The organism is Micromonospora sp. DT228, assembly GCF_049841595.1.
GTDB lineage: Bacteria > Actinomycetota > Actinomycetes > Mycobacteriales > Micromonosporaceae > Micromonospora.
Genome location: NZ_JBNCKO010000016.1, coordinates 95,528 through 120,404 on the forward strand (window position 1 = coordinate 95,528; position 24,877 = coordinate 120,404).

General features: G+C 72.7%; 19 protein-coding genes. 12 read left to right on the forward strand and 7 right to left on the reverse strand.

Annotated features, from left to right (window positions below):
* Window positions 1–23: 23 nt before the first annotated feature.
* Entirely contained in the window at window positions 24–881 is an 858-nt protein-coding gene (mutM, locus tag ACLQ29_RS27065; RefSeq protein ID WP_425774258.1) for a bifunctional DNA-formamidopyrimidine glycosylase/DNA-(apurinic or apyrimidinic site) lyase, read from the forward strand.
* 222 nt (window positions 882–1,103) lie between these two features.
* Window positions 1,104–3,323 carry an MMPL family transporter gene (locus tag ACLQ29_RS27070; RefSeq protein WP_425774259.1) on the forward strand — a complete coding sequence of 740 codons (2,220 nt, stop codon included), beginning with the start codon at window positions 1,104–1,106 and terminating at the stop codon, window positions 3,321–3,323.
* Window positions 3,324–3,546: 223 nt separating this feature from the next.
* Here the strand turns inward: ACLQ29_RS27070 and ACLQ29_RS27075 are convergent, their stop codons facing one another.
* Window positions 3,547–4,389 carry an endo alpha-1,4 polygalactosaminidase gene (locus ACLQ29_RS27075; RefSeq protein WP_425774260.1) on the reverse strand — a complete coding sequence of 281 codons (843 nt, stop codon included), beginning with the start codon at window positions 4,387–4,389 and terminating at the stop codon, window positions 3,547–3,549.
* 117 nt (window positions 4,390–4,506) lie between these two features.
* Window positions 4,507–5,808, reverse strand: a complete 1,302-nt coding sequence (locus tag ACLQ29_RS27080) for a CAP domain-containing protein (RefSeq protein WP_425774261.1) — start codon at window positions 5,806–5,808, stop codon at window positions 4,507–4,509.
* A gap of 373 nt (window positions 5,809–6,181) precedes the next feature.
* Here ACLQ29_RS27080 and ACLQ29_RS27085 point away from each other — a divergent pair, with 373 nt between their 5' ends.
* From ACLQ29_RS27085 to ACLQ29_RS27095, 3 genes are all read left to right on the forward strand, one after another.
* Entirely contained in the window at window positions 6,182–6,376 is a 195-nt protein-coding gene (locus ACLQ29_RS27085) for a hypothetical protein (protein ID WP_030487463.1), read from the forward strand.
* Between the two features lie 524 nt (window positions 6,377–6,900).
* Window positions 6,901–10,515, forward strand: a complete 3,615-nt coding sequence (gene smc / locus ACLQ29_RS27090; RefSeq protein WP_425774262.1) for a chromosome segregation protein SMC — start codon at window positions 6,901–6,903, stop codon at window positions 10,513–10,515.
* Entirely contained in the window at window positions 10,515–11,135 is a 621-nt protein-coding gene (locus ACLQ29_RS27095) for an HAD family hydrolase (RefSeq protein ID WP_425774263.1), read from the forward strand. Before smc ends, ACLQ29_RS27095 begins: the two co-directional genes overlap by 1 nt.
* Window positions 11,136–11,142: 7 nt before the next feature.
* Here the strand turns inward: ACLQ29_RS27095 and ACLQ29_RS27100 are convergent, their stop codons facing one another.
* The 5 genes from ACLQ29_RS27100 to ACLQ29_RS27120 form a co-directional block, all read right to left on the reverse strand.
* Window positions 11,143–11,673 carry a DinB family protein gene (locus tag ACLQ29_RS27100; protein ID WP_425774264.1) on the reverse strand — a complete coding sequence of 177 codons (531 nt, stop codon included), beginning with the start codon at window positions 11,671–11,673 and terminating at the stop codon, window positions 11,143–11,145.
* A 42-nt stretch (window positions 11,674–11,715) separates the two neighbouring features.
* Entirely contained in the window at window positions 11,716–12,210 is a 495-nt protein-coding gene (locus ACLQ29_RS27105) for a universal stress protein (RefSeq protein WP_425774265.1), read from the reverse strand.
* Window positions 12,211–12,219: 9 nt separating this feature from the next.
* Window positions 12,220–13,839: an MDR family MFS transporter gene (locus tag ACLQ29_RS27110; protein ID WP_425774266.1), complete on the reverse strand. Its 1,620-nt coding sequence runs from the start codon at window positions 13,837–13,839 to the stop codon at window positions 12,220–12,222.
* A 146-nt stretch (window positions 13,840–13,985) separates the two neighbouring features.
* Window positions 13,986–14,426 (reverse strand): MarR family winged helix-turn-helix transcriptional regulator, encoded by a 441-nt coding sequence (locus ACLQ29_RS27115; protein WP_425774267.1) that lies wholly within the window; start codon window positions 14,424–14,426, stop codon window positions 13,986–13,988.
* A gap of 10 nt (window positions 14,427–14,436) precedes the next feature.
* Window positions 14,437–16,164 carry an alkaline phosphatase D family protein gene (locus ACLQ29_RS27120; RefSeq protein WP_425774268.1) on the reverse strand — a complete coding sequence of 576 codons (1,728 nt, stop codon included), beginning with the start codon at window positions 16,162–16,164 and terminating at the stop codon, window positions 14,437–14,439.
* 218 nt (window positions 16,165–16,382) lie between these two features.
* Here ACLQ29_RS27120 and ftsY point away from each other — a divergent pair, with 218 nt between their 5' ends.
* The 7 genes from ftsY (at window position 16,383) to ACLQ29_RS27155 (ending at window position 24,773) form a co-directional block, all read left to right on the forward strand.
* A complete protein-coding gene (gene ftsY, locus ACLQ29_RS27125; protein WP_425774269.1) occupies window positions 16,383–17,570 on the forward strand; it encodes a signal recognition particle-docking protein FtsY in 1,188 nt (395 codons plus the stop codon).
* 6 nt (window positions 17,571–17,576) lie between these two features.
* The gene (locus tag ACLQ29_RS27130) at window positions 17,577–18,440 is read left to right on the forward strand and encodes an aminoglycoside phosphotransferase family protein (RefSeq protein ID WP_357077819.1); all 864 of its coding nucleotides are present in this window, start codon (window positions 17,577–17,579) and stop codon (window positions 18,438–18,440) included.
* A 275-nt stretch (window positions 18,441–18,715) separates the two neighbouring features.
* Window positions 18,716–20,128: an ammonium transporter gene (locus ACLQ29_RS27135; RefSeq protein ID WP_425774270.1), complete on the forward strand. Its 1,413-nt coding sequence runs from the start codon at window positions 18,716–18,718 to the stop codon at window positions 20,126–20,128.
* A 25-nt stretch (window positions 20,129–20,153) separates the two neighbouring features.
* Window positions 20,154–20,492 (forward strand): P-II family nitrogen regulator, encoded by a 339-nt coding sequence (locus ACLQ29_RS27140; protein WP_172862163.1) that lies wholly within the window; start codon window positions 20,154–20,156, stop codon window positions 20,490–20,492.
* A gap of 20 nt (window positions 20,493–20,512) precedes the next feature.
* Window positions 20,513–22,789 carry a [protein-PII] uridylyltransferase gene (locus ACLQ29_RS27145; RefSeq protein ID WP_425774271.1) on the forward strand — a complete coding sequence of 759 codons (2,277 nt, stop codon included), beginning with the start codon at window positions 20,513–20,515 and terminating at the stop codon, window positions 22,787–22,789.
* A 173-nt stretch (window positions 22,790–22,962) separates the two neighbouring features.
* Window positions 22,963–24,120 carry a sensor histidine kinase gene (locus ACLQ29_RS27150; RefSeq protein ID WP_425774272.1) on the forward strand — a complete coding sequence of 386 codons (1,158 nt, stop codon included), beginning with the start codon at window positions 22,963–22,965 and terminating at the stop codon, window positions 24,118–24,120.
* A complete protein-coding gene (locus ACLQ29_RS27155; protein WP_425774273.1) occupies window positions 24,117–24,773 on the forward strand; it encodes a response regulator transcription factor in 657 nt (218 codons plus the stop codon). Before ACLQ29_RS27150 ends, ACLQ29_RS27155 begins: the two co-directional genes overlap by 4 nt.
* The last annotated feature ends 104 nt before the right edge of the window (window positions 24,774–24,877 follow it).

Below are 24,877 nucleotides of genomic sequence, written 5' to 3' on the forward strand. Positions count from 1 at the left end.
CGGACACGAGACGGGCCTGCGGCGTGCCTGAGCTACCCGAGGTCGAGACCGTCCGGCAGGGGCTGGCCCAGTGGGTCATCGACCGCCGGATCGCCTCGGTCGAGGTCCGTCACCCGCGCGCCGTGCGCCGGCACGTCCCGGGCGGCGTGCACTTCGCCGACGTGCTCGCCGGCCGGACCGTGCTGGACGTCCGCCGTCGCGGCAAGTACCTGTGGCTGCCACTGGACAGCGGCGACGCGATCATCGGGCACCTCGGGATGTCCGGTCAGCTGCTGCTCCAGCCACCCGGCACCGCGGACGAGGCCCACCTGCGGGTCCGGTTCCGGTTCGCCGACGACGGGCCGGAGCTGCGCTTCGTCGACCAGCGCACGTTCGGCGGGCTGTCGGTGAGCGAGGGTGGCGCCGAGTTGCCCGACGAGATCGCGCACATCGCCCGCGACCCGATGGATCCGGAGTTCTCCGACGCGGCGTTCGTCACCGCGCTGCGCCGCCGGCACACCGAGGTGAAGCGTGCGCTGCTCGACCAGACCCTGATCTCCGGGGTGGGCAACATCTACGCCGACGAGGCGCTCTGGCGTGCCGGGCTGCACGGCGGCCGTCCCACCGACGCGCTCACCGGGCCGGCCGCGCAGCGCCTGCTCGGCCACGTCCGTGACGTGCTCGCCGAGGCGATAAGCGTGGGCGGCACCAGCTTCGACGCCCTCTACGTCAACGTCAACGGCGAGAGCGGCTACTTCGACCGGGCGCTCAACGCCTACGGTCGCGAGGGCGAGCCGTGCCGGCGGTGCGGCGCGCCGATCCGCCGCGAGGCGTTCATGAACCGCTCCTCGTACAGTTGCCCGCGCTGCCAGCCACGACCGCGGGTGTCCCTTCGGGGATGACCCCGAGTCGGCTCCGGGTCGGCACCGGCGGGTCGCGGCCGGACGCTCCGGGTCGCACCCCGGCGTACGCCCGAATCGCGGGCTGATGTCCGTCCGGCGGCCCCGGCGCCCTCGGTGTACCGGTTCCGGGGCGGGCCAGGGCCGTTCCCCGATGTGACCGCCTCGTCACGCACCTAACGTCAGCACCGTTGACAGGGGGTTGACGTGACAGGGGGACCCGAGATGGGGAGAAGACCGGTGACGGTGCGGCTGGCGCGGTGGAGCGCCGAGCACCCGTGGCGGGCGATCGCACTGTGGGTCGTGTTCGTGGCGGTGTGCTTCGTCGGTGGCAGCGCCGCCGGCCTCAACGAGGCCACCAGCGCCGACGAGGGGATCGGCGAGGTGGGGCGGGCCGGCCTGATCGTGAGCGCCGGCGACTTCGACGATCCGGCCGTGGACAACGTGCTCATCACCGCGCGGGGCGGCGCGCTGGACCAGGTGGCGGCGAAGGCGGCGGCCGACGACGTTGCGGCCCGACTGGGCACGGTCACCGGGGTCGCCGAGGTGGGCCAGCCGGTCAGTGCCCGGGACGGCTCGGCGCTGCTGTTGCCGATCACCATGTCCGGCGATCCGGAGACCGCCTCGGAGCGGGTGCAGCCGCTGCGCGACGCCACCGCCGCCGTGCAGACCGCGCACCCGCAGTTGCGTGTCGAGCAGGTCGGCGGGCCGTCGATCGAGCAGGCGCTCGACGACACCCTGGGCAAGGACTTCAAGCGCGCCGAACTGCTCAGCCTGCCGGTCACCCTGGCCATCCTGATCATCGCGTTCGGCGCGTTGATCGCGGCCAGCGTCCCGGTGCTGCTCGCGCTCTCCTCGGTCGCCGCCGCGATGGGCCTGTCCACGCTCGCCTCGCACCTGGTGCCGGCCACCGACACCACGGCACCGGTGATCCTGCTGATCGGCATGGCGGTGGGAGTCGACTACTCACTGTTCTACATCCGCCGGGAGCGGGAGGAACGGGCCAAGGGCCGCTCCGGCCTGGACGCGGTGGAGATCGCCGCGGAGACCTCCGGGCACGCCGTGGTGGTCTCCGGCATTGCCGTGATCATCGCGATGGCCGGGCTGCTGCTCGCCGGTGACGTGGTCTTCTCGTCCCTGGCCGTCGGCTCGATCCTGGTGGTCGCCGTCGCCGTGATCGGTTCGCTGACCGTGCTGCCCGCCCTGCTGGCCAGGCTCGGCCGCTGGGTCGATCGGCCTCGGGTGCCGCTGCTCTGGCGGCTGACCGCCCCGCGCACCGGCCGGCACGGCGAGCCCCGCAAGCCCCGGCTCTGGCCCGCGGTGCTCCGGCCGGCGCTGCGCGCTCCGGTGGTGACGCTCGTCATCTCGGTCGGCCTGCTGCTCGCGTTGGCCGCGCCGGCGCTCGGCATGAAGCTGAAGTTCCCCGGCTCGGAGGACCTGCCGCGCACCACCCCGGCCATGCAGGCGTACGACCGGCTCACCACCGCGTTCCCGAGCAACGGCACCAACCACGTGGTGGCCGTCCGGGCACCGGCCGAGCAGGCCGACAGGGTCCACGCCGCGCTCACCGACCTCGCCGGCAGGGCCGCCAGTGATCCGCTGTTCGTCCCGGCCGAGGCGGACGGCCCGAAGATCGAGGTGTCGGCCGACCGCCGGGTGTCGGTGCTCGACGTCGCCACCCCGTACACCAGTCGGGACGACCGGTCGGTGCGGTCATTGGAGAAGCTGCGCGGGGACCTGGTCCCGGCCGAGCTGCGGGGCATCCCCGGCATCGAGTACGCGGTCGGCGGCGGCGTGGCCGAGAACGTGGACTACGCCGCCCACGTCCGGGACAAGCTGCCCCTGGTGATGGGTTTCGTGCTCGTGCTCACCTTCCTGGTCATGATGTTCACCTTCCGGTCGGTCGTGGTCGCGGCCAGCTCGATCGCGCTGAACCTGCTCTCCGCCGGTGCCGCGTACGGGTTGCTGGTGCTGATCTTCCAGGGCGAGTGGGCGGAGGGGCTGCTCGGCTTCACCTCGATGGGCGCGATCGTGTCCTGGCTGCCGCTGTTCCTCTTCGTGGTGCTCTTCGGCCTCTCGATGGACTACCACGTCTTCGTGGTCAGTCGGATTCGTGAGGGAGTCCGGGCCGGCATGCCCAACCGGGACGCCGTGTCCTACGGGATCACCTCGTCGGCCGGCGTGGTGACAAGCGCGGCGATCGTGATGGTCGGCGTGTTCTCGATCTTCGCCACGTTGAGTACGATCGACATGAAGCAACTCGGCATCGGACTGGCGGCGGCGATCCTGCTGGACGCCACGATCATCCGGGGAGTGGTGCTGCCCGCGTTGATGACCATGCTCGGCGATGCCAACTGGTGGGCCCCGCGCTTCCTGCGCCCGCGCCCCGAGGCCGCCCCGGCCGACCCGCCGGCCGCGACCCCAGAGCTGGTGCCCGTCTCCTAACCACCCCGCTCCCGCCCGCCCCCGCCCCGCCCCGCCCCGCCCTCGCTCCCGCCCGCTCCCGCTGCGCCGATCTTGCACTTTCTGTCGCGACGAACCCGAACAAACGCCGCGAATCCACAACCGAAAGTGCAAGATCGCGGGCGGGGCGAGGGCAAGGGCGGGCGGGGCGAGGGCGGGGCGAGGGCGGGGCGCGGGCCGGGCCGGGCGGCGGGGCGGGTGGGGGTTAGGGCAGGGGGCAGGGTTCGCGCCACGCGTCCAGGTTGCGGTCCTTGCGGATCGAGGCGAAGCCGTAGCCGACCGTGGTGACACAGAAGTCCTCGGCCGAGGCGGCGTACTCCACGTGGAAGACCGGCTTGCCCGCGTCGGCGAACGGCAACAGCTTGGCGCACTGGCCCAGCCGGACGCACTCCTCGTTCACCGCGAAGTCGAAGTCCGGGGCCAGCGCGGCGAGCTGCGGCACGTCGTTGACCAACCCGGGGGAGAGGCTCAGAGTGCGGGCCAGCTGGGCGAGTCGGCGGTTGAACAGCAGTTGGTCGTCGAAGTCGAGGGGGAAGCCAGTGCGGGACGCGTACCCGTCGGCGTCGGCGAACGCCACCGCCCCGAAGCCCTTGCCCCGGCACAGCCGGAACCTGTCGGCCAGCACCGGCTCCAGCGCGTCCCAACTGCGGACGTCCAGCCAACGGCTGTCCGGTCGGCGGGCGGCCGCGCCCCGCACGGCGTCCGGGAGCCGGCTGGCGTCCGGGTCGGCGGAGCGGACCGAGCCGACGTGCACCTGGCAGATCAGCCGGCGGTCCCGGGAACGCAGCTCGGCGGTCTGCGCGGCGGTGGTGTCCACCGGGTCGAGCAGGAAGACGTCCGCCTCCACCGCCGGGTCGAGCGGGCCGCTGAGCTGCCACTGCCACTGCCACTGGCGGGCCTGCGCGGCCGGCCACTGGGTGGGCGCGCCGGGCGGGGTCAACTCGGGTCGGCATCCGTACGCCGGCACCACCAGGGCGAGCGCGACGCCGGCCGACAGGACGCGGCGCAGTGGGCGTACGGCGACGCGTCGCCGCGGCCGGATCCGCATCGGCAGCTCCCGGGTCCCGGACGGCCCGTCGCCGCCCTTGCCGGTACGCCGCCCCCACGCTCCGGCCCGGCGTACCTCACCGGGTCAAACGAGCGCGGGGGCGCGAACGACGCGCGGTCAGCGCGGCGCCGCGAAGACCTGGGTCCAGTACGGCCCGTTGCTGGTGGCGATCCCGACGCCGATCTCGGTGAACGCGCAGTTCAGGATGTTGGCCCGGTGGCCGGAGCTGTTCATCCAGGCGTCCATCACCGCGGCCGGGGTCTGCTGGTTCCAGGCCACGTTCTCGCCGTACGTGCGCCAGGCGTAGCCGACCCGGTCCAGCCGGACGCCGGCGTTGCTGCCGTCGCTGCCGGTGTGCGACATGTTCTTGTGGTCGGCTTGGTCCTGGCTGTGCTTCTGGGCCGCCGTCATCAGCTTGTCGTCGATGCTCAGCGCCCCGCAGCCGGCCTTGGCCCGCTCGGCGTTGACCAGGTCCACCACCTCACGGGCCTGGGCGCTGACGGTGCCGGTGGAACCGGTGGAACCGGTAGAGCCGTTCGAGCCGCTGCTCGTGGCCGGCGCGCTTGTGCGCGGCGTGCCGCGCCGTGACGCGGCGGTGGTACGCGACGCCTCCGGGGTGGGCTTGACGGCTCTGCTCGGTGTCGGGCTCGGCGGGGTCGGGCTGGGCGTGCTGGTCGGGGACGGCGCGGCGAGGGTGTCGAGGGCCGGCTCCTCGGTCGGCGCCGCCGACGCCGCGAAGGTGTCGTCGACGGCCGTCGGCTGGCCGGCCCCGTCGTCACCGCCGGGTAGCCCGAGCGCGCCGACGCCGAGACTCACCACGAGGGTGGCCGCCGCGGCGGCCCCACCGATCAACAGCGGCCGTCGCCAACGGGGGCGGGAACGGTGTCGCCCCTCGCCGGGCCGGCTGGCGTCGGCGGGCCAGTCATCTGTCGTCTCCGGGCCGGGGTCGGGCCGCCACCCACCTGTCGTCTCCGGGCTGGGTTCGGTGTGCCAGCCGCCGCTGGCCGGCCCGGCGGGGCTGCTGCCGTGCCAGGCGCCGGTGGTCGGCTCGGTCGGGCTGCTGCCGTGCCAAGCGCTGGTGGCCGGTCCGGTCGGGCTGCTGCCGTGCCAGGCGTCGGTGGTCGGTCCGGTCGGGCGGCCCTCGTGCCAGCCCTCGGTCGGCTCGTGCTCCGCGGGCGGGTCCGGCCAGGCGGCGCTCCGCGCGTCGGCCGGCCCGCCGGGGGCCGCCGGGTCCGGCTGCCAGCCGGTCGGGGGCTGCTCCCGCTGCCACTCGTCGCCGGGCTGGTTCGGGTCGTCGTCACCGAACAGGTAGGCCGAGCGGGGCTCCGGACGGTCGTGCAGCCAGGTCGGCTCGTCGGTCGGCCGCTCGGCGCGCCGGGAGGCGCCGTTCGGGTCCATCGGGTCGGTCCAGCCGTACACGCCTATGCCTCCACGGGTCGGTTGCGGGCCGGGGTGACGCTACGGCGCGCCTGCGACCTGCGGCAACGTGGCTAAGGAAGAGTTAAGGGGAACTCGGACGCCAGGGTGCGGAATTCCCCGGATCCGGGCGTACAGTAAAGGCGTCCGGACAGAGCGTGTCCGTGCCATTGCGGCAGCCCCCCGACAAGTGGACAGGTCGACGTAGAGATGATCTACGGCCTGCGAGAACTTGACGAAGGAGGGGTTAGCGGCTCAATATATAGGTGTCGCCAGTCGCGCCCGGTCATGCCCAGATACAGCCTGGAATGACAGCCGCGTACAAATGGGCGCGCGTTGGTCCGGCCTTTCCGGCAGCGCATATCAAGGAGTCAGCATGGCGAAGGCCCTCTACGGCCACGTAGGTGCAGCGCCCGACCGGCGTCTGCTCGACGAGGTCACCCGACTGCGTTCCAGGGTTCAGGCACTGGAGTTCGAGATCACCCGGTTGCGTGCCGACAATGATCGGCTCGCGGCGGCCGCCGCGGAGGCAGACGATCTGCTCCGTCTGGCCGAACCGGCACTGACCTGATCTCTGCGTCGCAAAACTGAATCGCACTCTCGCAAAATGCGCGCCGACACCTGTGTGCCGGCGCGCAACACTGTCCGGCCCCCTTTCGGCGCCGACGATTTATGATCTTGTGGTCGGTCCCGCCCTTACCGCGTCCTCGGTATCCGAATAGCACGCCGAGCGATAAGCCGATCATGAACGGCTCTCGTCCCTGTCGTGATCGCCAGAACAACAGCGCGCTCGCGGCTCGCGCCCGCGCCGCACGCGGCCCGGGGCGGGTCGCGTGCCCGCCCGCTTCCACCACCGGGTTAGGGTCTGTGTCAAAGCCCCTGGCCGGCCTGCGGCGGGCCCAGACGACGACCGGCCGCGTTGAAGATTCGTCCGGATACAACACCGGTATCCGGACGAATCTTCGCCTTGCCGGATCGCCGTCTGGACTCCGCCTCGGCTCGACCGAGGGCTTTGACACAGACCCTAGTCTGCGAGTTCACCCAGGTCCCCACAACCGGCGACGGTACGGCGGCCACCGGACGAGGATCGAGAAGGTGTATCTCAAGAGCCTGACGGTGAAGGGCTTCAAATCCTTCGCCTCCGCCACGACGTTGAAGCTGGAGCCCGGGATCACCTGCGTGGTGGGCCCGAACGGCTCCGGCAAGTCCAACGTCGTCGACGCCATCGCCTGGGTGCTCGGCGAGCAGGGCGCCAAGGCGCTGCGCGGCGGCAAGATGGAGGACGTCATCTTCGCCGGCACCGCTGGTCGCGCGCCGCTGGGCCGTGCCGAGGTCACCCTCACCATCGACAACACCGACGGCGCGCTGCCCATCGAGTACACCGAGGTCTCCATCACCCGCCGGATGTTCCGCTCCGGCGAGAGCGAGTACGAGATCAACGGCAACACCTGCCGGCTGCTCGACATCCAGGAGCTGCTGTCCGACTCCGGCATCGGCCGGGAGATGCACATCATCGTCGGGCAGGGCCGCCTCGACGGCATGCTGCACGCCAAGCCGGAGGACCGCCGGTCGTTCATCGAGGAGGCGGCCGGCGTCCTCAAGCACCGCAAGCGCAAGGAAAAGGCGCTGCGCAAGCTCGACGCGATGCAGACAAACCTCAACCGGCTCACCGACCTCACCGCCGAGCTGCGCCGCCAGCTCAAGCCGCTGGGTCGGCAGGCCGAGGTGGCCCGCCGGGCGGCGGCCATCCAGGCCAACCTGCGCGATGCCCGACTGCGCCTGCTCGCCGACGACCTGGCCACCCTGCGGACCACCCTGGACCGGGAGATCGCCGACGAGACGGCGCTGCGGGAGCGGCGTGAGCAGATCGAGGGCGAGCACGTCGAGGTGCAGGGCCGGCTCGGCGAGCTGGAGGCCGCCCTCGCGGAGGACGCTCCGCTGCTCGCGGCCGCCCAGGACACCTGGTACAAGCTGTCCGCCCTCCAGGAACGCTTCCGCTCGATCGAGCAGTTGGCCCGGGAGCGGCTGCGGCACCTCAGCGCTGGCGGCGACGACGAACGACCCGGCCGCGACCCGGACCAGTTGGACGCCGAGGCGGAACGCGTCCGCGAGCAGGAGGAGGAGCTGCGCGCGGCGCTGACCGACGACCAGATCCGGCTCGCCGAGGCGGTCGAGCACCGCCAGGAGCTGGAACGGCAGCTCGCCACCGCCGAGCGGGAGCTGGTCGCCGCGGCCAAGGCCATCGCCGACCGGCGCGAGGGAATGGCCCGGCTCACCGGTCAGGTCAACTCGGCCCGAGCCCGGACCACGAGCGCCGGTGAGGAGATCGACCGGCTCGCCGTCGCGCACGCCGACGCGCTGGGCCGCGCCGAGCAGGCGCAGGCCGACCTGGACGCGGTGGCGGCCCAGTCCACCGAGGCCGACCGGGACAACGCGGACCTGGACGCCCGGCACGCCGAGGCGGTCGCCGTGCAGGAGCGGGCGCAGGCCACCGTGCGGTCGCTCGCCGACGCCGAGCGGACGGCGGAGAAGGACGCCGCCACCTGGAAGGCCCGGGAGGAGGCGCTCGCCCTGGGGCTGCGGCGCAAGGACGGCGCCGGGGCACTGCTCGCCCGTGCCGGCGACGTACCCGGCCTGCTCGGCAGCCTCGCCGGCCTGCTCACCGTCGCGCCCGGCCATGAGGCCGCGCTGGCCGCCGCCCTCGGTGGTCTCGCCGACGCGGTCGCCGTGAGCGGGGTGGACGAGGCCGTCGAGGCGATGCGGCTGCTGAAGATCTCCGACGCCGGCCGGGCCGGCCTGCTCGTCGGCAGCCCGGCGGGACCCGGCATGACCGGCTCCGCCGACGCGCTGCGCCCGAAGCTGCCCGATGCGGCCAGGTGGGCCCCCGACCTGGTGGAGTGCGGTCCCGAGCTGCGCCCGGCGGTGCACCGGGCACTGCGGGACGTGGCGCTCGTCGACGATCTCGCCGCCGCGGCCGAGCTGGTCGCCAGCAACCCCGAACTGCGGGCGGTTACCCCGGACGGTGACGTGGTCGGGGCGTACGCGGCGGCCGGTGGGTCGGCCAAGGCCCCCAGCTACATCGAGGTGCAGGCGGCCGTCGAGGAGGCCCGCGGCAACCGGCTCACCGCCGAGCGCGCCGGCGCGGAACTGCGTGACCAGCTCGTCGAGGCGCGCGCCGAGGTGGCCGCGGCCAAGGAGGCCGTGCAGCACGCCGCCGCCGAGAAGCGCGAGGCGGAGAGCCACCGCAACGCCGCCGCCCGCCGGTTGGCCGAGCTGGGCGCGGCGGCCCGGTCCGCGAAGGCGGAGACCGACCGGCTCGGGGACTCCCGCTCCCGTGCCGAGGCGGCCCGGCAGCGGGACCTCACCGCGCTCGCCGAGCTGGAGGAGCGGCTGCGGCTGGCCGAGGAGACCCCTGTCGACGCCGAGCCGTCGAGCGAGGACCGCGACCAGCTCGCCGCCATGGTGCCGCAGGCCCGGCAGAACGAGATGGAGGTCCGGCTCGCGGTGCGTACCGCCGAGGAGCGGGTCTCCTCGATCGCCGGCCGGGCCGACTCGCTGACCCGGCAGGCCACCGCGGAACGGGCCGCGCGGGAACGCGCCGCGGCCCGGCGCGCCGCGCGCACCCGGGGCGCGGGCATCGCCCGTGCCGTCGCCGGCGGCGCCCGGGAGGCGCTCACCCGGCTCACCACCTCGATCGCGACGGCCGAGGAGCACCGCGACGCGGTCGCCCGGGAACGCGCCGCCCGGGAGGCCGAGCTGCAGGAGGTACGCGGGGCGGCCAAGCGGCTCGGCGCGGAGCTGGAACGGCTGACCAGCCAGGTGCACCGCGACGAGGTGGCCCGCGCGGAGCAGCGGCTGCGCATCGAGCAGTTGGAGGCGAAGGCCGCCGAGGACTTCGGGTTGGACGTGGAGACGCTTGTCGCCGAGTACGGCCCGGCGCAGCCCGTCCCGCCGACGGCTGTCGACGTCGCGGCGGCCGAACGCGACGGCCTGCCGGTGCCCGAGCCGGTGCGCTACGAGCGGCCGGTGCAGGAGAAGCGGGCCGCCAAGGCGGAACGCGAGCTGGCCCTGCTCGGCAAGGTCAACCCGCTCGCGCTCGAGGAGTTCGCCGCGCTGGAGGAGCGCTTCAAGTTCCTCTCCGAGCAGTTGGAGGACCTCAAGGCCACCCGCCGGGACCTGCTCACCGTGGTCAAGGACGTGGACGAGCGGATCCTGGAGGTCTTCGCCAGTGCCTTCTCCGACACCGCCCGGGAGTTCGAGCAGGTGTTCACAGTGCTCTTCCCCGGTGGTGAGGGCCGACTGATCCTCACCGACCCCGACGACCTGCTCACCACGGGCGTCGAGGTGGAGGCCCGCCCGCCGGGCAAGAAGATCAAGCGACTGTCGCTGCTCTCCGGCGGCGAGCGGTCGCTGACCGCGGTCGCCATGCTGGTGGCGATCTTCCGCGCCCGACCCAGCCCGTTCTACATCATGGACGAGGTGGAAGCGGCCCTGGACGACGTGAACCTCGGCCGGTTGATCACGTTGCTGGCACAGTTGCGGGAGAAGAGTCAGCTGATCGTCATCACGCACCAGAAGCGGACGATGGAGATCGCCGACGCGCTCTACGGCGTGACCATGCGCAGCGGGGTCACCCAGGTGATCAGCCAACGGCTCAACCGGGCCGACGAGGACGACAAGCGGCACCGCCGCGGCGAGGAGAACGGGTAGTGGCTCGGGAACGCGCGACGGCGCTCCTGCTGGACTTCGACGGCGTACTGCGCCGGTGGGACCCGGCGGTGGCCGCCGTCGTCGAGCGGGAGTACGGCCTCTCCGAGGGGGTGCTCGGTGAGATCGCCATGCAGTGGGGGCGGCTCCAGCCGGTGCTCACCGGCCAGGTCAGTCACGCCGAGTGGATGAGCAGCGTGGCGGACGCCCTGACCGAATCGGTGGGCAGCCCGGAACGGGCCCGCGCCGCCGTCGAGCAGTGGCAGGGCTACCGGGGCGAGGTCGACCAGGAGGTGCTGGCGTTCGTCCGGGAGGTCCGCGCGGCGGGCGTCCGGGTCGGGCTGGGCACCAACGCCACCGACCTGCTCGACGCCGACCTGGCCGCGCTCGGCCTGGTCGGCGAGCTGGACGTGGTGGTCAACTCCTCCACGATCGGCGTGCACAAGCCGGCCCCGGAGTATTTCCAGGCCGCCTGCCAGGCGCTGGCCACCCCGCCGGCCCGGGTCCTCTTCGTCGACGACGAGGACTGGGCCGTCCGGGGCGCCCGCTCCGCCGGGCTGTCGGCGCACCGCTGGGGCGGCCACGCCGACCTGCGTTACCTGCGGGCGGCCCTGGCCCTCTGAGCGTCGGTCACTCGCCGGTGACGCCGTCGATGCGTTCCCGGATCAGGTCGGCGTGACCGTTGTGCCGGGCGTACTCCTCGATCATGTGCACGTACACCCAGCGCAGGTTGAAGGTGGGGGTGCCGTCGCTGCGGGTAAGCGTGAACGTCTCGTCCAGGGACCGGCCGGCGGTCGCCGCCCGGGCCGCGTCGACCTCGACACGGAAGGCGGCGAAGGCGGCCTCCGGGTCGGCGTCGGCCGCGGCGTGGAACTCGGCGTCGTTGTCGGCGTCGAAGTCGTAGAGGTCGGGCAGGTCCTGGCCGGCGAAACGCTGGCGGAACCAGGACCGCTCGACCTCGGTCATGTGCAGGACCAACCCGAGCAGGCTCAGGCCGGACGGCTCAACACTCGCCGTGCGCAGCTGCTCGGCGGTCAGGCCGGCGCACTTGTGCAGCAGGGTGTCGCGGTGGTAGCCGAGCCAGCCCTCCAGCATGGTGCGCTCGTCACCGACGAGGGGCTCGTGGGTGCGGTCGATCTCCGGTGCCGTCCATGTCGTCATCGGGCCATCCTGGGGCTCGGGTACGACAGTCGCGACAGGTTTTCAGGGCACCACGACGACGGGCCAGCGGCCGGTGCGGACCAGACGCGTGGCGACCGAACCGACGAGCCGGTGACCGGCCTGCTCGGAGGTGCCCACCACGACCATGTCGGCCTGGAACTCGTCGGCCGCCGCGCACAACTCGCCGTACGCGTCGCCGCGCCGGAACAGGAAGGTCACCGGGATGCCCCACTGCTCGGCCGCTCGCCGGCACTCCCGCCGCAGCTCGTCGGCCAGCTCGTCGTGGGTGCGCTGGACCGCTCCGGCGTCCATGCCGGGCACCAGCGCGGTCAGTCCGCTCGCCGAGCTGACGAAGACCACCACCAGGGCGGCGCCCTGCCGGCGGGCCAGGCCGGCGGCGTAGGCACCGGCCCGCTCGGAGGTGCGGGTGCCGTCGACGCCCACCATGACCACCCGGGGGCCGTCGGTGCCGCGCTCGAACGGCAGCGGCCGGGTCCGGGGGCCGTACTCCTCGCGGTCCGGTGCTCCCACGCTCATGGCTCTACCTCACCTCTGCTCGCCGGTGCGCACCACGGCCGCGCCCGCGCCGGCTGCGACTGTCGATTCCCGCTCGACCTCGCCGGAAACCGGGTTGCCGTTGTGCTGGCGCAGCGGCACCTCCTTGATGAAGATCACCGCGATCAGCGCGACGAGCGCGAAGGGGGCGGCGGCCAGGAAGATGTCACCGGCGCCGTGGCCGTACGCGCCCTCCACGACCGCGCGCAGCGGGCCGGGCAGGGTGTGCACGTCGGGCAGGGTGCCACCGCTGCCGGAGCTGGACGCGGGGATGCCGAGTTGGGCCAACCCGTCGGCGGTGTAGTCCTTGACCTTGTGGGCGAGCACCGCGCCGAGGGCGGAGACGCCGATCGCGCCACCGAGGCTGCGGAAGAACGCCACCACCGAGCTGGCCGCGCCGAGCTCGTGCGGGCCGACGGTGTTCTGCACGGCGAGCACCAGGTTCTGCATGGTCAGGCCCAGGCCGACGCCGATGAGCGCCATGTAGATGCTGAGCAGGGTGAAGTTGGTGTCCGCGCGGAGGGTGCCCATCAGCGCGAAGCCGATGGTGAGCAGCGCCGAGCCGGCCACCAGGAACCGCTTCCAGCGGCCGGTCTTGGTGATGATCCGCCCGCCCACGGTGGAGGCGACCAACAGGCCGAGGATCATCGGCAGGGTCATCAGACCCGACATGGTCGGGCTCTGGCCACGGCTGATCTGGAAGTACTGGCCCAGGAAGATCGACGCGCCGAACAGGCCCACACCTACCGCGACGCTCGCGATCACGGCGAGGGTGATGGTGCGGTTGCGGAACAGCCGCGGCGGGATCATCGGCTCGGCGGCCCGGGTCTCCACCCGGATGGCGAGGGCGCCGAGGGCCAGCGCGCCGACGACCATGACGGCGGTCTGCCAGGAGGCCCAGGCGAACTGGTCACCGGCGAGCGAGACCCAGATCAGCAGGACCGAGACGGCCGCGGTGATCAGGGTGGCACCCCACCAGTCGATCTGTGCCTTCCGCTTGACCACCGGCAGGTGCAGGGTCTTCTGGAGCACGATCAGGGCGACGATGGCGAACGGCACGCCGACGTAGAAGCACCAGCGCCAGCCGAGCCAGGAGGTGTCGACGATCACGCCGCCGATCAGCGGGCCGCCGATGGTGCCGACGGCCATCACCGCGCCGAGGTAGCCGCTGTAGCGGCCCCGCTCGCGGGGCGCGATCATCGTGGCCATGATCACCTGGGCCAGCGCGGTGAGGCCGCCGGCGCCGACGCCCTGGAGCACCCGGCAGGCGATCAGCTCTCCGGTGCCCTGCGCGAGGCCGGCGAGCACCGAACCCAGCACGTAGATCCCCAGGGCGAGCTGGACCAGCGTCTTCTTATTGACCAGATCGGCCATTTTGCCCCAGATGGGGGTAGTCGCGGTGGTCGCGAGCAGGGCCGAGGTGACCACCCACGTGTACGCGGACTGGCCGCCGTGCAGTTCGGTGATGATCCGCGGCAGCGCGTTCGAGATGACCGTGGAGGAGAGGATCGCGACGAACAGGCCCAGCAGCAGGCCGGAGAGCGCCTCCAGAATCTGCCGGTGGGTCATGGTCACGGCGGTCGCCTGGGGAGGCGCTGTCGCCTGGCTCATCGTTGGTGCCTCCGAGTGGAGTCGAGGTGGAACGGCGGCGGGCTGGTACATGCGGGCCGCCTGGGAGTTGCCTGAAGCAACCGTATGCCTTGGTTGCCTGAAGCAACAACTTGGCGGACCGGCGTCCTATTCCCCGCCCGGTGGCGCTACTGCCAGGAGTCGTTGAACCGGCCCAGCAGCCGGGCGAACTCCTCGACGTCCCGGCTCGGCCAGCCGTCCAGCGCGCGCAGGAACTCACCCAACCGAGCCGCACGGGCCACGTCGAACCGGCGCTGACCCTCCTCGGTGAGGCGGATCTGCGCGGCCCGCCGGTCGCTCGGATCGGGGTCGCGATGGATCAGCCCCAGGGCCTCCAGCGCGTTGATCTGCCGGCTCAGCGTGCCCTTTCCCACACCGAGCCGCGACGCCAACTCGGTCAACCGGATCGACCCACTGCGCCGCAACCAGAGCAGCAGCCCATAGGTGTTCGGCTCCAGATTCGGGTGCACCTCCCGGGCGATCTCCCAGGAAACCGCCCGTCCACGACGCAGCAGAGCGGTCAACTCGTGCTCGACCGCCCGGATCGGCTCCGGCAGGTGCTCATCCACGGCGTAGAGACTACGGCGCGATCGACTCACCGCCGCCGGAGAGTCGACGCCGCATCACGGGGCGTAGGTGGCCGTCCTTCGTGGTGCCCTCGATGACCACGTCCGCACCACGCCCCTGGTGGGTGAGCGTGGCGACCGCGTTGCCGAAGTAGGGACCGGCCAGCTTGCGCCAGCGCACACCCGGCCGCCGTACGCCCGCCGAACGCGCCAACGCCCGGGTGGCCCCGGCCGGGCCCGACGACCAGCCCAACCGCATCAGCGGACGGATGCCGGCCGGCACCTGGTTGTGGATCGGGGAGCAGGTGAGCTGGTGCACGGGCGTGACCACCGCCGGGTCGAAGAACCGGGCCCGAGCCACGTACGAGTGGTGCACGTCCCCGGAGAGCACGCTTATCGACGCCGGCGGGGCGTACGCCGGACCGGCGCCGACCCGCGCGCCGGACTGCCCCGGGGTGCCGGTGCCGATCCGGGCGAAGGTCTCCGCGAGCGCCTCGAACGAGCGCCGGAACGCCGCCCAGTGCTCCAGGTCCAGGGCGCGGCGCAGCTTCTCCGCGCCGCGTGCCACCCAGGGGCGACGCGAGTCGGCGAGCTTCTCGTTCCACGCCTCGATGTGGTGGATGCCCTGCGGGAGCAGCCAGGGCAGCGACGCGCCGACCACCAGGTGGTCGTAGACGCCGTGCGCCTGGTCGAGGAACCAGGACCACTCGCCCGGCGGCAGCATGGCCCGGCTGCCCGGGTCGAGCACCCGGCTGCACCTGTTGTCGAGCATGACCAGCCGGGTCCGGCCCAGGTCCAGCGCGTAACTCCACTGGTACTGCACCGCGCGCCAGCGCTCGGTGTCGTGCGCCACGTCCGACTCCTGGTCCACCCGGTGCCCGAACTCGCGCAGCACGCCCGTGGCGTCCTCGGCGGCGGCGACCTTCGCGAAGACCGGGTCCGCGGCGATCTCGTCGGGGGACAGGTTGCCCAGGTGCTGGTAGACCCAGTACGAGGCGAGCCCGCTGCCGATCCGCTCCTGCCACCACGGCTGCTCGCGCACCTCGGCACGCCAGGCCGCCGAGGTGTTCCAGTCGTCGATGATCTCGTGGTCGTCGAAGATCATCACGCTCGGCACGGTGGAGAGCAGCCAACGGATCTCCGGATCGCGCCAGGACTCCAGGTAGAGCTTTGTGTACTCGTCGAAGCTCACCACCTGGTCGGCCGGGGCGCCCTTCGGCCGCCGCCGCCGCCGACGCAGCAGCCGGCGCACCGTGGGCGAGGTGACATCGGCGTAGACCTGGTCACCGAGCAGCACCAACAGGTCGGGCAGCGGGTTCGCCTCCGGGTCGGCCATCAACCGCCGGGCGTACGCGTCCAGCGCGTCCGGCGGCAGCTTCCGGGTGGTGGCGTGCTGGGTGGTCTCCCGGCACGAGCCGAAGATCAGGTTGACCGGCTGGTCCAGGTCGTCGGCGGCCCGGGTGCGGATCACGCTCGGCGGGAAGCCGCTGCTGGGCACCGGCCAGACCACCTCGTCGTCGACAAGCACCTCGTAACTGGTCTCGCTGTCCGGGGTGAGCCCCTCCACCACCACCAACGCGTAGTGGTGCTCGTACGCCGAGAAGGTGGGCGCGGTGCCGGTGGCGCCGCTGGCGGTGCGGACGGTGACCACGGCGGGCGCCGCCGTCTCCACCCAGACGGTCGCGCGGGTGTCGACGACTCGCCGCAGGAGGGGGCCGATGAGGAGGTGTGCGGCGGACATGCGGCCGAGCCTACCGCCGGTTGCGGGCACCGGCCGCGTGCGGTGGCAGAGACCCCGGGCGCCGCTCGCGGGGCGGTGGTGGCGACTCCCGGCGGCGCTCACGGGTGCGGTGGCGGACACCCCGGGCGGCGCTCACGGGTGCGGTGGCGGACACCCCGGGCGGCGCTCACGGGTGCGGTGGCTGGGACGCCGCCGCCGGCATCTGACAGGATTCCGGCATGGCCGAATATGTCGTCCTCGCTCTGGTCCTGCTCGGTGTGCTGATCGCCGGCACAGTCGGGCTGGTCGTGCCGCGACTGCGGCGGCGGCCCGAGCCCCCGCTTGCCCGCACCGAGGTCGACACCAGAGCCGAGGAGGATCTCGCCGGCCCGCCGGTGGAGGCACCGGAGTCCGATCTGTCCACCGGCGTCCTTGTCGAGCCGCCGCCGGTCATCGAGGCGCCCGCCCCGGTGGAGGTGCCCGAGCCGACCGCCGGACGGCTGGTCCGGCTCCGCTCGCGGCTGTCCCGCTCGCAGAGCGTCTTCGGCAAGGGGCTGCTCGGCCTGCTCGCCCGCGACCACCTCGACGAGGACGTCTGGGAGGAGATCGAGGACAGCCTGATCACCGCCGACGTCGGCGTCGACGCCACCCGCGACATCGTCGACCGGCTCCGCGAGCGCACCCGGGTGCTCGGCACCCGCTCGGCCTCCGAGCTGCGCGCGCTGCTCGCCGCCGAACTGGTGAACGCGCTCGACCCGAGCCTGGACCGGTCGCTGCGGACCGCCCCGAAGGACGGCGTACCGGCGGTGGTCCTGGTCGTCGGCGTCAACGGGGCCGGCAAGACCACCACCTGCGGCAAGATCGCCCGGGTGCTGGTGGCCGACGGTCGGACCGTGCTGCTCGGCGCCGCGGACACCTTCCGGGCCGCCGCCGCCGACCAACTGGAGACCTGGGGCTCGCGCGTCGGCGCGGAGACCGTCCGTGGGCCCGAGGCCGCCGACCCGGCCAGCGTCGCCTTCGACGCGGTCAAGCGCGGCATCGACACCGGCGTGGACACCGTGCTCATCGACACCGCCGGCCGCCTGCAGAACAAGGTCGGCCTGATGGACGAGCTGGGCAAGGTCAAGCGCGTGGTGGAGAAGCAGGGCCCGATCGACGAGACACTGCTCATCCTGGACGCCACGACCGGTCAGAACGGCCTGGAACAGGCCCGGGTCTTCACCGAGGTGGTGAACGTGACAGGGGTGGTGCTGACCAAGCTCGACGGCACCGCCAAGGGTGGCATCGTGATCGCCGTGCAGCGCAAGCTCGGCATCCCCGTGAAGCTGGTCGGCCTCGGCGAAGGCAAGGACGATCTGGCCCCGTTCGACCCGGCGCAGTTCGTGGACGCGTTGCTGGGGACCGAGGCCACCGGACGGGACGCGTAGTCTCGGGTGACCACCGACGATCGCGCGTACGCGGGCTGGCGCGAGCCCGGCCACCCCTCGCAGCGCCTCGGGAGACCGTACGTGACTTCGCAGGAGATCCCGCTGCACGGCGGCAACGTCAGCACCGTCGTCCGGGTCGGTGACACGGTCCGCCGCAACGCCGGGCCGTGGACGCCGTCCGTGCACGCCCTGCTGCGGCACCTGGAGTACGTGGGCTTCACCGGCGCTCCCCGGGCGCTCGGGATGGACGAGCGCAACCGTGAGGTTTTGTCATACCTGGAGGGGGAGTGCGGCGAATACCCGCTCGCCCCGCACTGGGTGACCGACGAGGCGCTGGTCACCGTCGCCACCATGCTGCGGATGTTCCACGACGCGCAGTACGGGTTCACCCCGCCGCCGCAGGCGGTCTGGCGCTCGTTCGGGCCCCCACCGCCGGACACCGAGGTGATCTGCCACCACGACGCCGCGCCGCACAACGTGATCTGGCGGCCGGACGGCACCCTCGGGCTGATCGACTTCGATCTCGCCTCGCCCGGGGCGCGGATCTACGACGTGGCGTACGCGGCCTGGACCTGGGTGCCGATCTTCGCGGACCGGGACTCGATCACGCTGGGCTGGAAGCACCCGGACCGGCCGCGCCGGCTCCGGCTCTTCGCCGACGCGTACGGGTTGATCCCGCGCGACCGGCACCGGCTGATCCGGACCATCCGCAAACGGATCGTGGATCACGTCGAGGGGATCCGCCGGATGGCCGCCGCCGGTGAGCCGGCGTTCGTCCGGATCGTGCACAAGGGCCACCTGCGCCGGCCGATGCGGGATCTGCGGCTGCTCGACTACGAGCGGCACGCCCTGGAAAACGCCCTCCGCTGAGCGCGGGACGGGCGATGCTCGGCCGGTCCCGTCAAGCGGACCGGTCGATGCGCCTGGCCGGTCAGCCATCGACGTGCGCCGTCCGAACGATCCACCATTGTCCATGCCGCTGACTGTGCGGAGTTCGTGACACGTACGAAACAACCCGTCACGAACCGGAAACCCGCACGGGACCGTGGGTGAAACAGCCGGCCGCGAAGCTTCCGCGCAACCGGCCTACGGGCGACGCTGCCCCGGAAAGCCGCGAAGGAGGACTTCACCTTTAGGAGGCCAGCGTGCCTGAAGCACCGACGATCGACGGCGCCAATACTACGTGGCTGCTGGTTTCGACCGCGCTCGTGCTGCTCATGACCCCCGGATTGGCGCTGTTCTACGGCGGCCTCAACCGGGCCAAGGGCGTACTCAACATGATGATGATGAGCTTCTCCGCCATCGGGCTCATCTCTATTCTGTGGTGGTTCTACGGTTTCAGCGTCGCCTTCGGGACCGACGTGAACGGCTTCTGGGGCGACCCGGGCGCGTACCTCGGCACCAAGACCTTCCTCGCCGAGACCGACCTGTGGGGTGCCACGGCGGAGAACCCCAGCGGCATCGGGGTCCCGCTCTACGTGTTCATGGCCTTCCAGATGGTCTTCGCGGTGATCACCGTCGCGCTGATCAGTGGTGCCATCGCCGACCGGGCCAAGTTCGCCGGCTGGCTGCTGTTCGCCTTCGGTTGGGCCACGCTCGTCTACTTCCCGGTCGCGCACTGGGTGTGGGGCGGCGGCATCATCGGCGGTGACATCCACGCGCTGGACTTCGCCGGTGGCACCGCGGTGCACATCAACGCCGGTGCGGCGGCCCTGGCCGTGGCGCTTGTGCTCGGTAAGCGGCTCGGTTGGCCGCGCGAGGGCATGAAGCCGCACAACATCCCGCTTGTCGCGCTCGGTGCGGGTCTGCTGTGGTTCGGCTGGTTCGGGTTCAACGCCGGTTCGGAGTTGACCGTCGACTCGGTCGCCGGCCTCGCCTTCATCAACACCCAGCTCGCCACGGCGGCTGCGGTGCTCGGCTGGATCGCGGTCGAGTGGGTCAAGGACCGTAAGCCGACGATGGTCGGTGCCTCGTCCGGCGCCGTCGCCGGTCTGGTCGCCATCACCCCGGCGTGTGGTTTCATCGCACCGTGGGCGTCCGTCCTGCTCGGCATCGTCGCCGGCGTGGTGTGCGCGCTCGCCGTCAGCCTCAAGTACAAGCTCGGCTACGACGACTCGCTCGACGTGGTCGGCGTGCACTTCGTCGGTGGGTGGATCGGCTCGCTCTGGCTGGGCCTCTTCGCCACCAACTCGGTGAACGCCGCGATCACCGACGTGGTGGGCGCCTCCGACGGTCTCTTCTACGGCGGCGGCGTCACCCAGCTCGGACGGCAGGCCCTCGCCGGCCTGATCGTCACCGTCTGGTCGTTCGCCATCGCCTGGGTGCTCGCCTTCGTCATCGAGAAGACGATCGGGTTCCGGGTGAAGGCAGAGGCCGAGGTCGAGGGCATCGACATCGGCGAGCACGCCGAGAGCAGCTACGACCTGTCCCCGGCCGGGGGCGGCACGGGCAGCGCGTTCGCGATGGCCGGCATCGGCACCCCCGGTGGCGGCACGACGAGTGGCGCCAAGCCGGAGGCCGAGTCCGCCGAGCCGGTAAGCGAAAAGGTCGCCGGTTAACGTTCCAGGGATGGAGGGGTTGGACATGAAGCTGGTGACCGCGGTCATCAAGCCGTACCAGCTGGACGCGGTGAAGGAGGCCCTGCACGCCCTCGGGGTGGCCGGGCTGACCGTCAGCGAGGTTCAGGGGTACGGGCGGCAGAAGGGGCACACCGAGGTCTACCGGGGTGCCGAGTACACGGTCGAGTTCCTGCCCAAGATCCGGGTAGAGGTGCTCACCGACGAGATCGACGTGGACAAGGTGGTGGACGCCATCGTCGGGGCGGCCCGCACGGGCAAGATCGGTGACGGCAAGGTCTGGGTCACCGGTGTCGAAGAGGTCGTCCGGGTGCGTACCGGCGAACGCGGCCTCGACGCACTGTAGATCTGGAGACCACGACCGACATGACCTCGTTGATCAAGAAGGACGCGTCAGGCAACACAGGTGACGGTGACGCGCACCTCTTGATCAACGAGGTCGTCGGCGTTCCCGGGGGGATCGGGGAGGCCGCCCGGCTGGCCCGGGCGGCCTCCTACGACACGTTTCTGCGCAGGTTGCTGCCGGGGCGGGACGGAGTGGCACTGCTTGCCGTCGGAGGGCTGGGTCGGCGGCAGTGTGCTCCGTACAGCGACCTGGACCTGGTGTTGCTGCACGCCGGGGTGCCCGGCACGAACGAGTTGGCCTCCTCGATCTGGTATCCGATCTGGGACGCGGGCCTGCGACTCGACCATTCGGTACGCACCGTCGCCGAGGCGCTCTCGGTTGCCCAGGACGACGTCAAGGTCGCCCTCGGGCTGCTCGACGCCCGCCTGGTGGTGGGCGACCAGACGCTTGCCGACGCGCTGAGCCGGACCGCCGCCGACCACTGGCGGCGTACCGCCGTACGACACCTGCCCGGCCTGCGGGAGGTCACCACCGCGCGCTGGCAGGCCCACGGTGAGCTGGCGTTTCTGCTGGAGGGCGACCTCAAGGAGGCCGCCGGGGGCCTGCGCGACGTGGGCCTGCTGCGGGCGATCGCCGCCGCCGGCATCACCGACGCGCTGCGTCCCGCCGTACGCGCCGCCCACCTTCGCCTGCTGGACACCCGCGACGCCCTGCACCAGCAGGTCGGCCGGCGGGTCGACCGGTTGGTCGCCCAGGAACGCGACGGGGTGGCCGCCCTGCTCGGTCTGGAGGACGGCGACGCCCTCCTACGCCGGGTCGCCGGTGACGCCCGCACGGTCAGCCACGCTCTGGATGACGCCTTCCGCGCCGCCGACCGACTGCGCTCCGGCCGGTCCCGAGGCGGCAACGGCCGCTCGGCGCGTCGCCCGGTGGCCCGTGACGTGGTCGAGCACGACGGTGAGTTGGTGCTGGCCCGGACGGCGATCGGGGCACGCCCCGACCCGAGCCTCTCGCTGCGGATGGCTGCCGCGGCGGCCACGACCCGCCTGCCGATCGCACGGGCCACCTGTGAGTGGCTGGCGGCCTACTGCCCGCCGCTGCCCGCGCCCTGGCCGGCCGAGGCCCGAGCCGCGCTGACCACACTGCTCGGCGCCGGGCCCGGCCTGGTGCCCGCCTGGGAGACCTGCGACAGGTACGGGCTGGTCGACGGCTGGCTGCCCGAGTGGACCCGACTGCGCAGCCTGCCCCAGCACAACCCGGTGCACCGCTACACCCTCGACCGGCACCTCGTGCAGACCGCGCACGAGGCCAGCCGGCACGCCCGCGAGGTGGAACGCCCCGACCTGCTGCTCCTCGGTGCTCTCCTGCACGACATCGGCAAGGGCCTTCCCGGTGATCACAGCACCGTCGGGGTGCCGGTGGCCCAGGCGGCGGCGGCCCGGATCGGTCTGCCACCCGGCGAGGTCGAGCTGATCGGCACGCTTGTCCGTCTGCACCTGCTGCTGCCGGACGTGGCCACCCGCCGGGATCTGTCCGACCCGGTCACCATCGCCTCGGTGGCCGAGGCGGTCGGTGACACCGGCACCCTCGACCTGCTGCACGCGCTGGTCCGGGCCGACGCGGCGGCGACCGGGCCGGCGGCCTGGTCGGACTGGAAGGGACGACTCGTCGCCGAGTTGGTCGCCCGGGTCCGCACCGCGCTCGACACCGGCGTGCTGCCCGAGCCGCCGGCACCGGACCCGGCACTGCTGGCCGGCCCGCTGCCGGTCGTCCACCTCACCGGGGACCGGGTGTCGGTCGCCGCGGCCGACCGGCGGGGCCTGCTCGCCACGGTCGCCGGCTGCCTGGCCCTGCACCGGCTGGAAGTGATCTCCGCGGACGCCTCAGTGGTCGACGGCCGAGCACTTGTCGAGTGCCGGGTGCAACCCCGCTACGGCCTGCCGCCGGACCCGGTGCCGCTGCGCGCCGACCTGCGCCGGGCGGTCGGCGGCGACGTGTCGGTCACCCAGCGACTGCGCGGCCGGGCGCTGGCCGCCCGTGGCAGCGGTGCCGCTCCCCGGGTGGTCTGGCACCGCGAGGCGGCCACCGACGCCGTGCTGCTGGAGCTGCGCGCGGCCGACGCGGCCGGCCTGCTCTACCGGGTCACCTGCGCCCTCGACGAGGCGGGCGCCCTGGTCCGCGCGGCGCGCATCTCCACTCTCGGCGCCGATGTGGTGGACGCCTTCTACCTGGTCGGCGGTTGGCCGGACGACGAGGCCCGGGCACGCCTGGAGCAAGCGGTCCTCGCCGCGGTTTAGGGCCTGTGTCGATCTTGCACTTCCTGTCCCCGTATACCTCGCAAAAAAGCGCATTACGGCGACACAAAGTGCAAGATCGCGGGGCTAGGTGGGCTGGGTACGTTCGGGGGCGTAGGGGCGGTGTCGCTCTTGGGCGCAGGTCGGGGGGCGTCGGCGCGGGCAGAATGACGGCCATGCGACGAGGCGGGCAGTGGGCGAGGCGAGGCGAGGTGGCGGATGCCGCGCTCGCCTTGGCGCTGCTCGGGTTCGGGCAACTCGCCACCGATCTGGCCGCAGACAACCAGCCCGGGTCGAGGCCTCTGGACGCGGTCTGCCGGGTGCTGATCGCGGTCGCCGCGCTCGCCCTGCTGGCCCGGCGGCGCGCCCCGGTCGCCACCCTCGCCCTGGTCAGCGCGGCAACCGCGACGTACCTGGTGCTCGGCTATCCGTACGGCCCGATCCTGCTCATGTTCCTGGTGGCGGTGTACACCGTGACCGTGCGACTGCCGGTGCGCCCGGCGGCGATCGCCACCGGTGGGGCGTTCGTGGCGTTGTTGGCGCACGTCTTCTTCACCCGGGGGCCCGCGCCGGGCTGGACCGGAGTGCTGCCCGCGTCGGCCTGGGTGGCCGTACCGTTCGCGGTGGGGGTCGTGGTGCGGGTCAACCGCGAGGTGGCGGCGCGCAGCCGGGCCGAGGAGGCCCGCGGTCGCGCCGAGGAGGCCCGGCGGCGGGCTGACGAGGAGCGGTTGCGGATCGCGCAGGAGGTGCACGACGTGGTGGGACACGGGCTGGCCGCGATCAGCATGCAGGCGGAGATCGCCCTGCACCTGCTGCCGAAACGACCCGAGCAGGCCGAGACCGCGTTGACCGCGATCAGCCGGACCAGCCGTGAGGCGCTGGACGAGCTCCGGGTCACGCTGGGCGCGGTGCGCCAAGGTGCGGAGCGCGAGCCGATACCTGGCCTGGCCCGCCTACCGGCACTGCGTGACCGGCTCGCCGGAGCCGGGCTCACCGTCGACGTACGGGTGGTCGGCGCCCCCCGGGAACTGCCGGCCGCGCTGGATCTGGCCGCGTACCGGGTGGCGCAGGAGGCGTTGACGAACGTGCTGCGCCATGCGGGCGTGGCGAACGCGCGGGTGACCGTGGACTACCGCGCCGACGAGGTGACGGTGGAGGTCACCGACCGGGGTGCCGGGGCCGCCGAACCCGACCCGCCCGACGAGGAACGCGGGCACGGTCTGGCCGGGATGCGGGAGCGGGTCGCGGCGCTGGGCGGATGGTTGAGCGCCGGGCCGCACGCCGGCGGCGGCTTCCGGGTGTACGCGCGGCTGCCCACGGAGCCGGCGCCGTGATCCGGGTGCTGATCGCCGACGACCAGGACCTCGTCCGCCTCGGTCTGTGCGCGCTCGTGGAGAGCGAGGACGACCTGGCGCTGGCCGGCGAGGCGGCCGACGGGCTGCGGGCGGTCGAGCTGGCGCGCCGGGAGCGACCCGACGTGGTGCTGATGGACGTCCGGATGCCTGGCATCGACGGCATCGAGGCGACCCGGCGGATCGTCGCGGACCCCGAACTGACAGGTACGCGGGTGGTGGTGCTGACCACCTTCGAGCTCGACGAATACGTCTTCGACGCGCTGCGGCACGGCGCGAGCGGGTTCCTCACCAAGGACACCCGACCGACCGAGCTGCTGCGCGCGATCCGGTTGGTCGCCGAGGGGGAGGCGCTGCTGTCGCCGTCGGTGACCCGTCGGGTGGTGCGGGAGTTCGCCACCCGGCCGTCCCGGGTGCCCCGCCCGCACCCTCGGCTGGACACGCTTACCGACCGGGAGCGCCAGGTGGTCGGCCTGGTCGGCGAGGGGTTGAACAACGAGGAGATCGCCGCCCGGCTGGTGCTCAGCCCGGCGACCGCGCGCACGCACGTCAGCCGGGCGATGGGCAAGCTGGGAGCCCGGGACCGGGCCCAGCTCGTCGTGTTCGCGTACCAGTCGGGGTTGGTGTCGGGGTGAGGCCCGGGCCGGGCGACAGCGGCCTTGCGGCCGGGCGGCTACCCTAGCGGTGGCCGGACTCCGCAGTGCCGGCCGCGTTGTGCCCGCCGGAACACTGACAAACG

Excerpts from the sequence above, each read along its gene's own strand:
- ACLQ29_RS27145 (WP_425774271.1), top strand. The coding sequence starts at position 20,513 with ATGACCTCGTTGATCAAGAAGGACGCGTCAGGCAACACAGGTGACGGT.
- ftsY (WP_425774269.1), top strand. The coding sequence starts at position 16,383 with ATGGCCGAATATGTCGTCCTCGCTCTGGTCCTGCTCGGTGTGCTGATC.
- ACLQ29_RS27150 (WP_425774272.1), top strand. The coding sequence starts at position 22,963 with ATGCGACGAGGCGGGCAGTGGGCGAGGCGAGGCGAGGTGGCGGATGCC.
- ACLQ29_RS27070 (WP_425774259.1), top strand. The coding sequence starts at position 1,104 with ATGGGGAGAAGACCGGTGACGGTGCGGCTGGCGCGGTGGAGCGCCGAG.
- ACLQ29_RS27075 (WP_425774260.1), bottom strand. The coding sequence starts at position 4,389 with ATGCGGATCCGGCCGCGGCGACGCGTCGCCGTACGCCCACTGCGCCGC.
- ACLQ29_RS27140 (WP_172862163.1), top strand. The coding sequence starts at position 20,154 with ATGAAGCTGGTGACCGCGGTCATCAAGCCGTACCAGCTGGACGCGGTG.
- ACLQ29_RS27085 (WP_030487463.1), top strand. The coding sequence starts at position 6,182 with ATGGCGAAGGCCCTCTACGGCCACGTAGGTGCAGCGCCCGACCGGCGT.
- ACLQ29_RS27110 (WP_425774266.1), bottom strand. The coding sequence starts at position 13,839 with ATGAGCCAGGCGACAGCGCCTCCCCAGGCGACCGCCGTGACCATGACC.
- ACLQ29_RS27105 (WP_425774265.1), bottom strand. The coding sequence starts at position 12,210 with ATGAGCGTGGGAGCACCGGACCGCGAGGAGTACGGCCCCCGGACCCGG.
- ACLQ29_RS27120 (WP_425774268.1), bottom strand. The coding sequence starts at position 16,164 with ATGTCCGCCGCACACCTCCTCATCGGCCCCCTCCTGCGGCGAGTCGTC.
- ACLQ29_RS27100 (WP_425774264.1), bottom strand. The coding sequence starts at position 11,673 with ATGACGACATGGACGGCACCGGAGATCGACCGCACCCACGAGCCCCTC.